The organism is Kribbella koreensis (assembly GCF_039525325.1).
Taxonomy (GTDB): domain Bacteria; phylum Actinomycetota; class Actinomycetes; order Propionibacteriales; family Kribbellaceae; genus Kribbella; species Kribbella koreensis.
On the sequence record NZ_BAAAHK010000009.1, the window covers coordinates 193,912 to 208,271 of the forward strand.

Here is a 14,360-nt window from a genome sequence, read left to right on the forward strand (position 1 = left end):
CTCGTCGGTCTGGTCAGACATTGTTTGCTCCTTCTTTCTTCGCCTCGGACTTCGCCAGCGCCTGGGCGGTGGCGTCGCGCCAGGCCGACCAGCCCAGCAGTGCGCATTTCACCCTTGCCGGGAACTGCGCGACACCCGCGAAGGCGACGCCGTCTTCCAGAACCTCTTCGTCCGGTTCGACATTCCCCCGGCCCTGCATCAGTTCCAGGAACTTCTCGTACGTCGCCATGCCCTCGGCGACCGGCTTGCCGATCACCAGGTCGCTCATCACCGACGTGGCCGCCTGGCTGATCGAGCAGCCGACGCTCTGGTGCGTCACACCGGTCACGGTGTCTCCGTCGAGCTCGACGCGCAGCGTGACCTCGTCCCCGCAGGACGGGTTCACGTGGTGCACCTCCACGTCGTACGGGTCCGACAGCCCCGCGTGGTGCGGGCTGCGGTAGTGATCCAGGATGATCTCTTGGTACAGGCTGTCGAGCTGCATATCAGTCCACCTTGAAGAATGACCGGACGAAGCCGAGGCCGTCGACGAGCGCGTCGATCTCGGCGGGAGTCGTGTACAGGTAGAAAGACGCTCTGGTCGACGACTGCATTCCGAACCGCTCGTGCACCGGACGCGCGCAGTGGTGCCCGGCCCGGACGGCGATGCCGCGAGTGTCCAGCACGGTCGACACATCGTGCGGGTGCACGCCGTCGAGCTCGAAGCTGATCGCGCCACCGCGGTCGGCGATGTCGGTCGGCCCGAGGATCTTCAGCCCCGGCACGGTCTGCAGCCCCTCCAGCGCGTACGCCGTGATGGCCTGCTCGTGCGCCGCGACCTTCTCCATCCCGACACCGGCCAGGTAGTCGAGTGCCGCGCCGAGTCCGACGGCCTGCGCGATCGGCGGCGTACCGGCCTCGAAACGCGCCGGCGGCGGGGCGTAGGTCGAGCCGGTCATCCGGACGACCTCGATCATCTCGCCACCACCGAGGAACGGCGGCAGCTCGGCAAGCAGGTCGTACCGGCCCCAGAGCACGCCGATCCCGGTCGGCCCAACGGCCTTGTGACCGGTGAAGGCGAGCAGATCGGCACCGAGCGTGGACACGTCGACCGGGAACTGCGGCACGGCCTGCGAAGCGTCGACCACCACGGTCGCGCCGACCGCGTGGGCCTTGGCGGCGATGTCGGAGATCGGGTTGATCGTGCCGAGCGCGTTCGACACCCAGGTCAGCGAGACGACCTTGGTGTGCTCGTTGATCAGCTCCTCGATGTTGCCGAGGTCGAGCCGGCCCTCGTCGGTGACGCCGAACCAGCGCAGCGTCGCGCCGGTCCGCTCACAGGCGAGCTGCCACGGGACGATGTTGCTGTGGTGCTCCATCTCGGTGATGAGCACCTCGTCCCCCGGCTTGAGCGACGCGCCGAGCGTGTGCGCGGCCAGGTTGAGCGCCTCGGAGGCGTTCTTGGTGAAGACGATCTCGTCCCGGTTGGTCGCGCCGATGAAGGCCGCCACCTTGTCCCGGCCGCCTTCGTACGCCGCGGTCGCCTCGGCCCCGAGCTGGTGCATCGCGCGAGCGACGTTGGCGTTGTGGATCAGGTAGTGATCCTCGATCGCCTTGACCACCTGGAGCGGCTTCTGCGAGGAGTTCGCCGAGTCGAGGTAGACCAGCGGGTACCCGCCGGCCAACTCGCGCGCGAGGATGGGGAAGTCCGCCCGGACCGATTGCAGGTCCAGCGGACTGCTGAAGGTCCGGGCGTCGCTCATGCCTTGGCGCCTGTCTTCAGGAACCGCTCGTAGCCGTTGGCCTCGAGCTCGTCGGCCAGCTCCGGGCCGCCCTCTTCGGCGACCTTGCCGTCGACGAACACGTGCACGAAGTCCGGCTTGATGTAGCGCAGGATCCGGGTGTAGTGGGTGATCAGCAGAACGCCCTTGTCACCCTTCTCGGCGAACCGGTTGACGCCGGTGGAGACGATCTTCAGCGCGTCGATGTCGAGGCCGGAGTCGGTCTCGTCGAGGATCGCGATCTTCGGGTCGAGCAGCTCGAGCTGGACGATCTCGTGCCGCTTCTTCTCACCACCGGAGAAGCCCTCGTTCACGTTCCGGGTGCCGAAGTCGGCGTCCATGTCCAGGTCGGCCAGCGCCTTGTTGACGTCCTTGACCCAGGTGCGCAGCTTCGGCGCCTCGCCGTCGATCGCGGTCTTGGCGGTGCGCAGGAAGTTCGACACCGACACACCGGGGACCTCGACCGGGTACTGCATGGCCAGGAACAGGCCGGCCCGGGCGCGCTCGTCGACGGCCATGTCCAGCACGTTCTCGCCGTCCAGCGTCACGGTGCCGCTGGTGACGTTGTACTTCGGGTGGCCGGCGATCGAGTACGCCAGCGTGGACTTGCCGGAACCGTTCGGGCCCATGATCGCGTGCGTCTGACCACCGGCGATGGTCAGGTCGACGCCGCGCAGGATCTCCTTCGGGCCGTTCTCGGTGTCGACCGACACGTGCAGGTCGCGGATCTCGAGTGTCGCCATGGGGTTTTCTATCTCCGTCTTTACTAGGAAGCCTGGTTCAGGGGGTTCTTGACGTCGACCAGCAGATCGTCGCCGTCGACACGCACCGGGTAGACCGGCACCGGGTCGTAGGCCGGCAGGCTGAGCGGCTCGCCGGTCTTCAGACTGAAGCGCGAGCCGTGCAGCCAGCACTCGATCTCGCAGTTGCCGACGTCGCCCTCGGACAGCTGGATCTGCGCGTGCGAGCACTCGTCGCGGACGGCGAAGTACTGGCCCTCGCTCTTCACGACGGCCACCTCCACCCCGCCGACCTCGGTGGCGACGACCCCTTCGTCGGGGACGTCGGCCACCGCGCACGCGCGTTCGAACGAGTCGCTCATGCTCAGGCCTTGGCCGCCGCGCTCAGCTCGGCCGCGCGGGCCAGCTTCTGCTCGATCACGTCGTGCAGGTGCTCGGTCACCTCGGGCACGCCGATCCGGCCGATGATGTCGTTGAAGAAGCCGGACACCACCAGTCGCCGGGCCTCGTCCTCGGGGATGCCGCGGGCCTGCAGGTAGAACAGCTGCTCGTCGTCGAACCGGCCGGTCGCCGAGGCGTGCCCGGCGCCCTCGATCTCGCCGGTCTCGATCTCCAGGTTCGGCACCGAGTCGGCGCGGGCGCCGTCGGTGAGCACCAGGTTCCGGTTCAGCTCGAAGGTGTTGGTGCCCTCGGCCGCGGCCCGGATCAGCACGTCGCCGATCCACACCGAGCGGGCGTCGTCACCGGCGAGCGCGCCCTTGTAGAGCACGTTCGACTTGCAGTTGATCGCCTCGTGGTCGACGAACAGCCGGTTCTCGTGGTGCTGGTTGGTCTCCGCGAAGTACACGCCGAGCAGTTCGGCGTCGCCACCCGGACCGGCGTACCGGACGTTGGTGGACAGCCGGACGATCTTGCCGCCGAGCGTGACGGCGACGTGGTTGAGCTTCGCGTCGCGGCCGATCACGGCGTCGTGCTGGCCGACATGGATCGACTCGTTGTCGCCCTGCTGGATCGACACGACCCGCAGCTCCGCGCCGTCGCCGACCACGATCTCGACGTTGCCGGCGTACTCGCCGCTGCCGGTGTGGTCGATGATCACGGTCGCCCGGCTGTGCCGGCCGGCCTCGATCACCAGGTGGCCGAAGCCGCGGCCGCCGAGGCTGGCCACGTTGACGTGCACCGGCTCGGACAGCTCGGCCTCGGCCGGGATCCGGACGGCTTGGGTCTCGGCGGCCTGGTTCCAGGCGACGGCCGCGATCCGGTCCTGCGGGGTGAGCGCCTTGACGGCGTCGGCCGCGATGCCCTCGAGGACGATGCCCTCGGGGCCGCGCCCGTCGATCTTCGGGGTCTCGGTGCCGGCCTCGTCGGCGAACAGCGCCTTGAGTGCCTTGACCGGGGTGAAGCGCCACTCCTCTTCACGGCCGTTCGGCACCGGGAAGTCGGCCACGTCGTACGACGTGGTCCGCTCGCTCCGGGCCTGCAACGGCACCGGCGAACCCGGTCCGTGGGAGTGCGCCTGGTTACCGGTCGCAACCAGGGTTTCGGTGGCTGACATCAGCCGACGGCCCCTTCCATCTGCAGCTCGATCAGTCGGTTCAGTTCCAGCGCGTACTCCATCGGGAGCTCGCGGGCGATCGGCTCGATGAAGCCGCGGACGATCATCGCCATCGCCTCGTCCTCCGCCATCCCCCGGCTCATCAGGTAGAAGAGCTGGTCGTCGCTGACCTTCGAGACGGTCGCCTCGTGGCCCATCGCGACGTCGTCCTCGCGGACGTCGACGTACGGGTAGGTGTCGGAGCGGCTGATCGTGTCGATCAGCAGCGCGTCACAGCGCACCGTGGACTTGCTGTGGTGCGCGCCCGGCGCGACCTCGACCAGACCCCGGTACGACGTCCGGCCACCGCCGCGGGCGACCGACTTGGAGATGATCGAGCTGGACGTGTACGGCGCGTTGTGCACCATCTTGGAGCCGGCGTCTTGGTGCTGGCCCTCGCCGGCGAACGCGATCGACAGCGTCTCGCCCTTGGCGTGCTCGCCCATCAGGTACACGGCCGGGTACTTCATCGTCACCTTGGAACCGATGTTGCCGTCGATCCACTCCATCGTCGCGCCCTCTTCGCAGGTGGCGCGCTTGGTGACCAGGTTGTAGACGTTGTTCGACCAGTTCTGGATCGTCGTGTAGCGGCAGCGGGCGCCCTTCTTCACGATGATCTCGACCACGGCCGAGTGCAGCGAGTCCGACTTGTAGATCGGCGCCGTACAGCCCTCGACGTAGTGCACGTAGGCGTCCTCGTCGACGATGATCAGGGTCCGCTCGAACTGGCCCATGTTCTCGGTGTTGATCCGGAAGTAGGCCTGCAGCGGGATGTCCACCTTGACGCCCTTGGGCACGTAGATGAACGAGCCGCCGGACCAGACCGCCGTGTTCAGCGCGGCGAACTTGTTGTCGCCGACCGGGATGACGGAGCCGAAGTACTCCTGGAACAGCTCCGGGTGCTCGCGCAGGCCGGTGTCGGTGTCCATGAAGATGACGCCCTGCGCCTCCAGGTCCTCGCGGATCTGGTGGTAGACGACCTCCGACTCGTACTGCGCGGCGACGCCGGCGACCAGGCGCTGCTTCTCCGCCTCCGGGATGCCGAGCTTGTCGTAGGTGTTCTTGATGTCCTCGGGCAGCTCGTCCCAGCTGGTGGCCTGCTTCTCCGTCGAGCGGACGAAGTACTTGATGTTGTCGAAGTCGATCCCGGACAGGTCCGCGCCCCACGACGGCATCGGCTTGCGGTCGAAGAGCTTCAGGCCCTTCATCCGCAGGTCCAGCATCCACTCCGGCTCGTTCTTCAGCGTCGAGATGCCGCGCACCACATCGGCGCTGAGGCCTCGCTTGGCGATGGATCCGGCAGCGTCACTGTCGGACCAGCCGAACTTGTACGTGCCGAGCCCTTCGAGCTCGGGGTGAGCGGTTTGCGTCATCGAGTGGTCCTCGCAGATTCGCTGTCGGATACAGGGGAAACCGGTGCCGGGGCACCGGGAATGTGCGTCGTGCAGACACCGTCGCCGTGGGCGATGGTGGCCAGCCGCTGGACGTGCCGGCCGAGGAGTCTCGAGAACACCTCGGTCTCGGCCTCGCACAGCTGCGGGAACTGCTCGGCCACGTGCGCGACCGGGCAGTGGTGCTGGCACAGTTGCTCGCCGGCACCGGCTTGCATGGTCGAGGCGGCGTAACCGTCCGCGGTGAGCGCCTTGGCCAGTACCTGCGCCTTGTCGCTCTCGGGAGCGGCCGCCAGCAGCTCCCGGTACCGCGTCTCCACGTCGGCCACCCGTTGCCGGGCGAACTCCACGACGGCCTCGTCGCCACCGGACTCCGCGATGAAGCGGAGGGCGGTCGCGGCCAGGTCGTCGTAGGCCTGGTGGAAGTCGTGCCGGCCGGTGTCGGTCAGCACGAAGACCTTGGCGGGACGGCCACGGCCGCGGGGGCCGTAGACGCGCTCCTCGCGGCTCTCGACCAGGCCCGCTTCGAGCAGGTGGTCGAGGTGCCGGCGGACCGCCGCCGGGGTCAGTTCGAGTCGCTCGGCCAGCACCGCGGCGCTGGACGGCCCGTTGGTCAGGATCGAGCGGGCCACCCGGTCCCGGGTGGACTCGTCCCGCGCGACAGCGGTGCCCTCAGGGGCCGTGCTGGTCTGCGCGGAAGTTTTCACAACATCAGTGTCACCTAATTGCCGGAGCCCTTCAAATAAGGCTGCCCTAACCGGTTCACACCGCCGCGCCTGCCGCTTGGGGTGACCGTGAGCAGCGTCACGTCAAGGCGTTTACTACGCTGCACTTGTGCCAGTCGCGGTGGAGATCGACAACCTCGTCGTCCGGTACGGCGAGAAGGCCGCTGTCGACGGGCTCAGTCTCACCGTAACCGGCGCAACAGTGACGTCCGTGCTCGGCCCCAACGGAGCCGGCAAGACGACCACGGTGGAGACCTGCGAAGGCTTCCGCCGGCCGGACTCGGGTCAGGTCCGGGTGCTCGGGCTCGACCCGATCGCCGACCATGACGAGCTGATGCCCCGGATCGGCGTGATGCTGCAGGAGGGCGGCGCCTGGTCGGGAGTCCGCGCGATGGAGATGCTCCGGTACGTCGCCTCGCTGCACAGTCATCCGCTGGAGTTGGCGGCGCTGGTCGAGCGACTCGATCTGGGTACTTGTGGGCGTACGCCGTACCGGCGGCTGTCCGGTGGGCAGAAGCAGCGGCTGTCGCTGGCGATGGCGATCGTCGGGCGGCCGGAGATCGTCTTCCTCGACGAGCCGACCACCGGGCTGGACCCGCACGGGCGCCGGGAGATCTGGCAGCTGATCCGGGACCTGCGCGACGACGGGGTCACTGTCGTGCTGACCACGCATGCGATGGACGAGGCGGAGCAACTGTCCGACCAGGTGCACGTGGTGTCGGCCGGCAAGGTGATCGCCTCCGGCAGCCCCGACGTACTGACCGAGCACGGCGCCAAGTCGCTCGAAGATGTGTACCTGGCGCTGACGGCTCGGGAGCGCACCAAGTGAGCATTGCTGTGCTTTCGGCCTCGCTTTCGGCCTCGCTTTCGGCCTCGCTTTCGGCCTCGCTTTCGGCCTCGCCTTCGGCTCGGCGGGTCATCGGGCTGAACTCCCGGTCTTCCCTCGTCGCTCCGCTCCTCAGTCCAGACCGGGAGGCCCGATGACCACGTATGCACCTCATCCGCAAAGTGCTCCCTGGCCGCGCAAGGTCTACTCGCATGCGGTGATGGAGTTCCGGCTGCTACTGCGTAACGGGGAGCAGTTGCTGCTTGCTCTGGTAATCCCGTTGGGGTTGTTGCTGCTTCTGGGCGGCACTGGGCTGGGTGACCGGTTGCCGCTCGGGGACGGGCCGGCGGTGGACCTCGCAGTACCGCGGGTGCTGGCCCTGGCCGTGTTGTCGACGTCGTTCACGTCGCTGGCCATCGCTACTGGGTTCGAGCGGCGGTACGGGGTCATCAAGCGGCTGGGCGCCTCTCCCCTGTCCCGCACTGGGCTGCTGGCCGGGAAGATCGGGTCGGTCCTGGCGATCCAGGTGATCCAGCTGACAGTGCTGATCGGTGCTGGGTTCGCGCTGGGGTGGAAGCCGGTCGGTGGAGCTACTGCCGTCGTCGGCGTCGTACTGATGGTGCTGTGCGGTACTGCGGCCTTCGCGTCGCTCGGGTTGCTGATGGCCGGCGTACTGCGGGCCGAGGCAACCCTGGCAGCGGCGAACCTCCTGTACCTGCTGCTGTTGGTCGGCGGGGCCATCATGACGCCGGTCGAGGAGTACCCCGAGAGCATGCAGGGCGTAGTACGGCTACTGCCGAGTGCTGCGCTCGCCAACGGGCTGGCGAACTCCACCCTGGAAGGCGTTGTGCCGTGGGCCGCCGCACTGTCCCTGGCGCTCTGGGCGGCGGTGCTCGGATACCTGGTGTCCCGGACCTTCCGGTGGGACTGAGCAGAGCCTTCTCTAGAGTGTGCCGGTGACCACGGAAGCGCCCGCCCACCCGACCGAGCCCGTCAGCGGATTCTGGCGACTGGTGCCAGAGCCGAGTCTGGACGTCGTCCGCCGCTGGGGCTGGGCCTCGGTGATCGTCAACATCGGCATCGTGGTGACCGGCGGACTGGTCCGGCTGACCGGCTCCGGACTGGGCTGCCCGACCTGGCCGTCCTGCACCGACGAGTCGTACGTCCCGCACAGCGCGCTCGGGTACCACGGCGCGATCGAGTTCGGGAACCGGATGCTCGGGTTCGTGGTCGCCGCGGTCGCGATCTGCACCTGGCTCGTCGTGATGCGGTACCGGCCCCGGCGTACCGACCTGCGCCGGCTCGCGACGGCGGCCGCACTAGGTGTGCCTCTGCAGGCCGTCATCGGTGGAATCAGCGTTCTCACCGGCCTCAACCCGTGGATCGTGTCGGCGCACTTCCTGGTGTCGCCGATCATCATCACGCTGACCGTGGCGATGATGCGGCGGTCGCGGACCAGTCCTTATCCGCACACTCCCCCGGTGGTCCGGGCGCTGGCAACCGCTTCTGTGGTGTGCGTCTGGCTGACCGTTGCCCTCGGCACTGTCGTCACCGGTGCCGGGCCGCACTCAGGAGACCCGGAGACCGGCCGCAATGGCTTCGACCCGGAGATCATCAGCCAGCTGCACTCGGACAGCGTGTTCGCGCTGCTGGGTGTCTCGATCGCGCTGGTGATCGCGACCCGCGTGACGGCGACCTCCCGCACCCTGCGCAAGCTCGCTGCCTGGTTGCTGGCGATAGAGCTGTTACAGGGTGCGGTCGGCTTCACTCAGTACTTCACCGGCCTGCCGTGGGGTCTGGTACTGGTCCACATGTTCATGGCCGGTCTGCTGATCGCTCTGGTCACCGCGGTGTACGGCGAACGCGGAACGCCGGCTACTTGATCCGGTAGATCGCTCCCGGCCCGAAGAGCGGCGATGACACGAACACATCGCCCCACTTGTTGATCGCCGCACCGGCCGGCAGGACGAGCTTGCCCTTGGCAAGTTCCTTCTTGTAGCCGGCCTTGTGGTTGCGACCCTGGTACTGCAGGTAGAGCGAGCCGATCACCGGTTCGGTGCTGGGTCCCTCGGCTGCGAGCCAGGTGGCCTTGGCCAACTCGACCACTGCGATGGTGCCGTGCGGCCCGCCGGCCAGGTCGACGATCGAGGTGTAGCCATCGGCGTACCGCTTGCAGTTGCCCTTGTTGGGCTTCAGCGGGTCGCAGACCGCGTTGACCGAGCCTGGTTTGATCCGCCAGATCTCCGACGTCCCTGCCGTCGCGGGGAAGCCACGCAGCTCGCCCACGTAGTAGTAGCCGTCGGATCCCACGGTCACCGACGTGGCAACGGCCTCGGCCGGCATCAGCTGACCACCGAACTCAGCCGGTGCCTTGACGACGCGCGGCTTCAGCCGGGCCACCGTCTTGATCTTGCCGTTCGGCCAGACGCGCAGCAGGTCGTTGCCCGCCGCATCGGAGACCAGGACGGTCCCGTCACGCAACGCAGCCACGCCGAACGGATTCGACTCGGTCGGTTCGTCGGCCAGGTTGTACGGATCCGGGTCGTGCGCCTGGTACTTCGCGATGTTCGCCACCGCGAGCGGTGCCTTACCCGGCCGCATCCGGAACAGGGTCGCGCCACCTGGCGGAAGCGGCTGACCAGGCTCACCACCGGCGCCCGTCAGCGCGTACGTCCTGCCCCACCGATCGGTATCGATCGCCGGTGGGAAGCCGCCCGGCACGGTACCGAGCTTCTTGATCCCCTTGTTGGTCGCATACCCCCAGGCCTCGTAAACCGAGCCGTCGCCCACGCTGTAGACGATCTTGGACCCCTTGGCCGCAACCCCTCGCGGCCCGTTCAGCCCGGTTACCACCGGCTTGAGGCTGCTGTGTCCCCCAGTACCTTCAGCCTGCCCCGCCACCAGCCCCGACCCAACCAAGGCCACCACGGCCACAGCCGCTATTCGTACCGTTCTCCCTCGCACTACTGCCCCCTACATTCCCCGTCCCCCCAGCGTGGAGCCGCCCCCCACGGACCCTTCATGGCAACACCGCATCCCTTCCGGGTCAACGGGAAAGCACACCGCCACCACCCGTGTACCGACGGCACATAGGCCGATGAGGCAACCACCCCTGCCCCAACGGGCACCTTGTGTACGCGGGGTTCGCGGGGTGCGTGGCCGGCCACGTGAGGCCGGTGTGGATGCGGGGTGCTCGCGGTGAGGGACTGTGGTGCGCGGTCTGAGCCGATGGGTCACCTTGCCAAGGCGGCTCGTGTCCCGGGGCGGCGATGGCAAGGCCGGTCGAGTGGGTCGAGGGGCAAGCGGGGAGGCTTTTACGCCCGATCCGGGCCATTTGGCACCCCAGCGGCGAGGAGAATCCTCCCCAACTCCCCGAGCTGACCAATCCACGGGGATAAGCGGCAACAACCTTGCACCCAGCGACGACCAATCACCAACAACGTGATCCCGCAGCCGATCACACGCCCCGGCGGGTGTTCGTGGGGTTGGACGGCGGCTTGTTCGGTCGCTGGCGGCCTGTAGGGCGTCAGCGGGCGAACAACGGTGTTCGCTGACGGGTTTGGTGTCGATGGCGTGATGCTTTGCGCCAGCGGTACGAAGACCTGGCAGTGGGAGGGCGAACTGGCTGCGCCGGACCCATCCCGGGCCGAAAACCCGTCAATGGCGGGTGGAGTACTTGGTGGATGGTCGGCGACGCGATCCAGAGCACCTCGGCCGCACCGACCCGCAAGTACTAACGGAGCAGCGGGTCGATGGCTGCGGCGATGAAGAGGAGGGCCAGGTAGATGTTGGAGAAGTGGAACAGGCGCATCGGGCGGAGGGCTGCTCCGTCGGCGCCGGTGTTGGCCCGGGCGAGGAGGGCGAAGGCTTCGCGGAGGAAGACGACGCCTAGGACAACAGCAGCCAAGGGATAGACCCAGCCGGTACCGCCGACCGGCCACAGCGCGATCGACGTGATGACCATGACGATCGAGTAGACGAGGATCTGGCGGGCCGTCTGGACCGCGGTGGCGACTACAGGGAGCATCGGGACGTCTACGGAGGCGTAGTCCTCGCGGTAGCGCATCGCCAGCGCCCAGGTGTGCGGCGGCGTCCAGAAGAAGACCACTCCGAAGAGCACCAGCGGGGTCCAGGCAAGCGAGCCGGTGACCGAGGTCCAGCCGATCAGGGTCGGGAAACAACCCGCGATCCCGCCCCAGACGATGTTCTGGACGGTACGGCGCTTCAGCACCATCGTGTAGCCGAAGACGTAGAACGCGTTCGCCGCCAGCGCGAGCAGCGACGAGAGCCAGTTGACCAGCAGGCCGAGCTCGATCGTCGCCAGGATGCCCAGGACGATGCCGAAGACGGTCGCCGAGCGCGGGCTGACCGCGTGCCGGGGCAACGGACGGCGGCGGGTACGGCGCATCTGCTCGTCGATGTCGCGGTCGAGCACGCAGTTGATCGTGTTCGCGCTACCGGCGGCCAGGATCCCGCCGACCAGGGTGGCGGCGACGACGCCCAGCCCGGGGACTCCCCCGGCGGCCAGGAACATCACCGGCACGGTGGTGATCAGCAGGAGCTCGATGATGCGCGGCTTGGTCAGACCGACGTACGCCTTGATCACGTCGCGTACCGACGGACCGGGCACCTCGAGGGCTGGGTCCAACGGGAGCGGCGCCGGGTACGACGTCGTCGCGGCTGGACGCGGGTCGACGGCCGTCACGAACACCTCGAACTGAGTGGGTTGACGCCGGGGACCGGCGCTGACGGTTCGACAGTCTACGACGGCCCGTAGGAGTCCTTTGCACCCACCCGTACCGGGGTGTCGCCGGCCCGCCGGTGACAGTCCGCCGGACAACCGTGGCGGGTAAGTAACGCGCCCGTCGGACAGCGGTAATCAAGCTGTGGAATAAGGAGCGTGGACACCGTCGAGAGGGGTACCGATGTGATCTGCCAGACGCCGCGGCCGACCGGGGAACAACGACGCCCCGGTCCCGGTTGCGGAGGTATGAAGGGCTCGGGACGACTGGGCGAGTAGGCTCGCTCACGGTGACGCGAGGGGGCGCGACGGCGTGGGACGCAAGCGTCCGGCCGGATCCTCGAGCGTCAGTGTCTGCAGTGTCAGCAGCTATCGAGAGGAGCGCCGCCGGCGTGACGGAGAAGACCAGCCCCAAGCTTGACTGGACCGAGCTCGACAAGCGCGCGGTCGACACCGTGCGGGTCCTCGCGCTGGACGCCGTGGAGAAGGTCGGCAACGGCCACCCCGGTACGGCGATGAGCCTCGCCCCGGCAGCGTATCTGCTGTTCCAGAAGGTGATGCGGCACAACCCCGCCGACCCGCACTGGGCCGGCCGCGACCGGTTCGTCCTCTCGGCCGGGCACTCCAGCCTGACCCTCTACATCCAGCTCTACCTGGCCGGTTTCGGCCTGGAGCTCGACGACCTGAAGTCGCTCCGTACCTGGGGCAGCGCGACTCCTGGCCACCCGGAGTACAGCCACACCCCCGGCGTCGAGACCACCACCGGTCCGCTGGGCCAGGGCGTCGGCAACGCGGTCGGCATGGCGATGGCCGCCCGTCGTGAGCGCGGCCTGTTCGACCCGGACACGGCCAAGGGCGAAAGCCTGTTCGACCACCAGGTGTACGTGATCGCTTCCGACGGCGACCTGGAGGAGGGCGTCTCGTCCGAGGCCTCCTCGCTCGCCGGCCACCAGAAGCTCGGCAACCTGACGGTCATCTACGACGCGAACAAGATCTCCATCGAGGACGACACCAACATCGCGTTCTCCGAGGACGTCGCCGCCCGCTACGCGGCGTACGGCTGGGACGTCCACGACGTCGACTGGACCAACGGCGGCACCGGCTACGAGGAAGACGTCCAGGCCCTGTACGACGCGATCGAGGCCGGCCGCGCCGTCACCGACAAGCCGACCTTCATCCGGCTGCACACGATCATCGGCTGGCCGGCCCCGAACGCGCAGAACACCGGCAAGATCCACGGCTCGGCCGCGGGTGCCGCCGAGGTGGCCGCCACCAAGACCGTCCTCGGCTTCGACCCGGAGCAGTCGTTCGAGGTGGCCGACGACGTGATCGCGCACACTCGCAAGGCGGTCGAGCGCGGCAAGGCGGAGCAGGCCGAGTGGACCACGAAGTACGACGCGTGGCGCCAGGCCTCCCCCGACCAGGCCGCCCTGTTCGACCGGCTGGGCAAGCGCGAGCTTCCGGCCGGCTGGAAGGACGCGCTGCCGAGCTGGGACGCCGACGCCAAGGGTGTCGCCACCCGCGCCGCATCCGGCGAGGTGCTGACCAAGATCGCGCCGGAGCTGCCCGAGCTGTGGGGCGGGTCGGCCGACCTGGCCGGCTCCAACAACACGACTCCGAAGGGCCAGCCGTCGTTCATCCCGGCTGAGCACGCCACCAAGGAGTTCCAGGGCAACGAGTACGGCCGCGTGCTGCACTTCGGCATCCGCGAGCACGGCATGGGCTCGGTGCTGAACGGGATCGCCCTGCACGGCGGCACCCGTCCGTACGGCGGTACCTTCCTGGTCTTCAGTGACTACATGCGCCCATCGGTCCGGCTGGCCGCGCTGATGAAGCTGCCGGTCACCTACGTGTGGACGCACGACTCGATCGGCCTCGGCGAGGACGGCCCGACCCACCAGCCGGTGGAGCACCTGGCCGCTCTGCGCGCGATCCCCGGCCTGGACGTGGTCCGCCCGGCCGACGCGAACGAGACGGCCGCCGCGTGGGCGACCATCCTCGAGCACACCGACCGCCCGGCCGGCCTGGTGCTGACCCGGCAGAACGTCCCGACGTACCCGCGCGGTACCGACGGCTACGCGACCACGGAGAACGTGCACAAGGGCGGTTACACGCTGCTCGACACGGACGGCACCCCCGACGTGATCCTGATCGGCACCGGCTCGGAGGTCCAGCTGGCCGTCGAGGCGAGCAAGACGCTGGCGGCCGAGGGCATCAAGGCCCGGGTCGTCTCCCTGGTGTCGCGTGAGTGGTTCGACGAGCAGGACGACGAGTACCGCAACTCGGTCATCCCGGTCGACGTCCGGGCCCGCGTCTCGGTCGAGGCGGGCATCAAGCTCGGCTGGCGCGAGCTGGTGGGCGACGCCGGGCGCAGTGTCAGCCTGGAGCACTACGGCGCTTCGGCCGACTACAAGAAGCTGTACACGGAGTTCGGCATCACGGCCGAAGCCGTCGTACAGGCAGCGAAGGACAGCATCGCCGCGGCAGCCGAGCTCGGTGGCAGCGGTGTACCGGCAGGACGTGCCGCGGCCGGGCCAGTGGGTCCGGCAGACACCTACGCCGCCAACTAAGCAACCACAACAG

The 14,360-nt window shown here is 68.3% G+C and carries 13 protein-coding genes; 4 read left to right on the plus strand and 9 right to left on the minus strand.

All coding sequences use genetic code 11. The features are described 5' to 3' along the window. Positions 1 to 13: 13 nt before the first annotated feature. From sufU to ABD116_RS20545, 7 genes are read right to left on the minus strand one after another with little or no spacing between them, the layout of a single operon-like run. Positions 14 to 484 (minus strand): Fe-S cluster assembly sulfur transfer protein SufU, encoded by a 471-nt coding sequence (gene sufU / locus ABD116_RS20515; RefSeq protein ID WP_343972348.1) that lies wholly within the window; start codon positions 482 to 484, stop codon positions 14 to 16. 1 nt (position 485) lies between these two features. Beyond that, positions 486 to 1,742, minus strand: a complete 1,257-nt coding sequence (locus ABD116_RS20520; protein ID WP_343972351.1) for a cysteine desulfurase — start codon at positions 1,740 to 1,742, stop codon at positions 486 to 488. Continuing rightward, complete coding sequence (gene sufC, locus ABD116_RS20525) at positions 1,739 to 2,503, minus strand: Fe-S cluster assembly ATPase SufC (RefSeq protein ID WP_343972353.1); 765 nt, start codon at positions 2,501 to 2,503, stop codon at positions 1,739 to 1,741. Before sufC ends, ABD116_RS20520 begins: the two co-directional genes overlap by 4 nt. 23 nt (positions 2,504 to 2,526) lie before the next feature. Next, positions 2,527 to 2,862 carry a non-heme iron oxygenase ferredoxin subunit gene (locus ABD116_RS20530; protein WP_328324176.1) on the minus strand — a complete coding sequence of 112 codons (336 nt, stop codon included), beginning with the start codon at positions 2,860 to 2,862 and terminating at the stop codon, positions 2,527 to 2,529. A 2-nt stretch (positions 2,863 to 2,864) separates the two neighbouring features. Beyond that, positions 2,865 to 4,055 carry a Fe-S cluster assembly protein SufD gene (gene sufD, locus ABD116_RS20535; protein WP_343972356.1) on the minus strand — a complete coding sequence of 397 codons (1,191 nt, stop codon included), beginning with the start codon at positions 4,053 to 4,055 and terminating at the stop codon, positions 2,865 to 2,867. Then, positions 4,055 to 5,467 carry a Fe-S cluster assembly protein SufB gene (gene sufB / locus ABD116_RS20540; RefSeq protein ID WP_343972359.1) on the minus strand — a complete coding sequence of 471 codons (1,413 nt, stop codon included), beginning with the start codon at positions 5,465 to 5,467 and terminating at the stop codon, positions 4,055 to 4,057. The genes sufD and sufB overlap by 1 nt, the downstream gene beginning before the upstream one ends. Beyond that, positions 5,464 to 6,192 (minus strand): helix-turn-helix transcriptional regulator, encoded by a 729-nt coding sequence (locus tag ABD116_RS20545; protein WP_344836389.1) that lies wholly within the window; start codon positions 6,190 to 6,192, stop codon positions 5,464 to 5,466. Before ABD116_RS20545 ends, sufB begins: the two co-directional genes overlap by 4 nt. Before the next feature lie 127 nt (positions 6,193 to 6,319). Here ABD116_RS20545 and ABD116_RS20550 point away from each other — a divergent pair, with 127 nt between their 5' ends. From ABD116_RS20550 to ABD116_RS20560, 3 genes are all read left to right on the plus strand, one after another. Further along, the gene (locus ABD116_RS20550) at positions 6,320 to 7,039 is read left to right on the plus strand and encodes an ABC transporter ATP-binding protein (protein WP_343972362.1); all 720 of its coding nucleotides are present in this window, start codon (positions 6,320 to 6,322) and stop codon (positions 7,037 to 7,039) included. Between the two features lie 151 nt (positions 7,040 to 7,190). Continuing rightward, entirely contained in the window at positions 7,191 to 7,967 is a 777-nt protein-coding gene (locus ABD116_RS20555) for an ABC transporter permease (protein WP_343972365.1), read from the plus strand. Positions 7,968 to 7,992: 25 nt separating this feature from the next. Next, a complete protein-coding gene (locus ABD116_RS20560; RefSeq protein ID WP_343972368.1) occupies positions 7,993 to 8,919 on the plus strand; it encodes a COX15/CtaA family protein in 927 nt (308 codons plus the stop codon). Here ABD116_RS20560 and ABD116_RS20565 read toward each other — a convergent pair. Next, on the minus strand, positions 8,912 to 9,889 hold the full coding sequence (locus ABD116_RS20565; protein ID WP_343972371.1) for a ScyD/ScyE family protein: 978 nt from the start codon (positions 9,887 to 9,889) through the stop codon (positions 8,912 to 8,914). The genes ABD116_RS20560 and ABD116_RS20565 overlap by 8 nt on opposite strands. Before the next feature lie 880 nt (positions 9,890 to 10,769). Then, complete coding sequence (locus tag ABD116_RS20570) at positions 10,770 to 11,741, minus strand: heme o synthase (protein ID WP_425552107.1); 972 nt, start codon at positions 11,739 to 11,741, stop codon at positions 10,770 to 10,772. Positions 11,742 to 12,169: 428 nt separating this feature from the next. Between ABD116_RS20570 and tkt the strand changes: the two genes are divergently transcribed. Beyond that, on the plus strand, positions 12,170 to 14,347 hold the full coding sequence (gene tkt, locus ABD116_RS20575; protein WP_343972374.1) for a transketolase: 2,178 nt from the start codon (positions 12,170 to 12,172) through the stop codon (positions 14,345 to 14,347). Positions 14,348 to 14,360 lie beyond the last annotated feature (13 nt).

What these genes read in the sequence shown, in the direction of transcription:
- sufU (WP_343972348.1), bottom strand. Translation starts at nt 484, where the DNA reads ATGCAGCTCGACAGCCTGTACCAAGAGATCATCCTGGATCACTACCGC.
- ABD116_RS20520 (WP_343972351.1), bottom strand. Translation starts at nt 1,742, where the DNA reads ATGAGCGACGCCCGGACCTTCAGCAGTCCGCTGGACCTGCAATCGGTC.
- sufC (WP_343972353.1), bottom strand. Translation starts at nt 2,503, where the DNA reads ATGGCGACACTCGAGATCCGCGACCTGCACGTGTCGGTCGACACCGAG.
- ABD116_RS20530 (WP_328324176.1), bottom strand. Translation starts at nt 2,862, where the DNA reads ATGAGCGACTCGTTCGAACGCGCGTGCGCGGTGGCCGACGTCCCCGAC.
- sufD (WP_343972356.1), bottom strand. Translation starts at nt 4,055, where the DNA reads ATGTCAGCCACCGAAACCCTGGTTGCGACCGGTAACCAGGCGCACTCC.
- sufB (WP_343972359.1), bottom strand. Translation starts at nt 5,467, where the DNA reads ATGACGCAAACCGCTCACCCCGAGCTCGAAGGGCTCGGCACGTACAAG.
- ABD116_RS20555 (WP_343972365.1), top strand. Translation starts at nt 7,191, where the DNA reads ATGACCACGTATGCACCTCATCCGCAAAGTGCTCCCTGGCCGCGCAAG.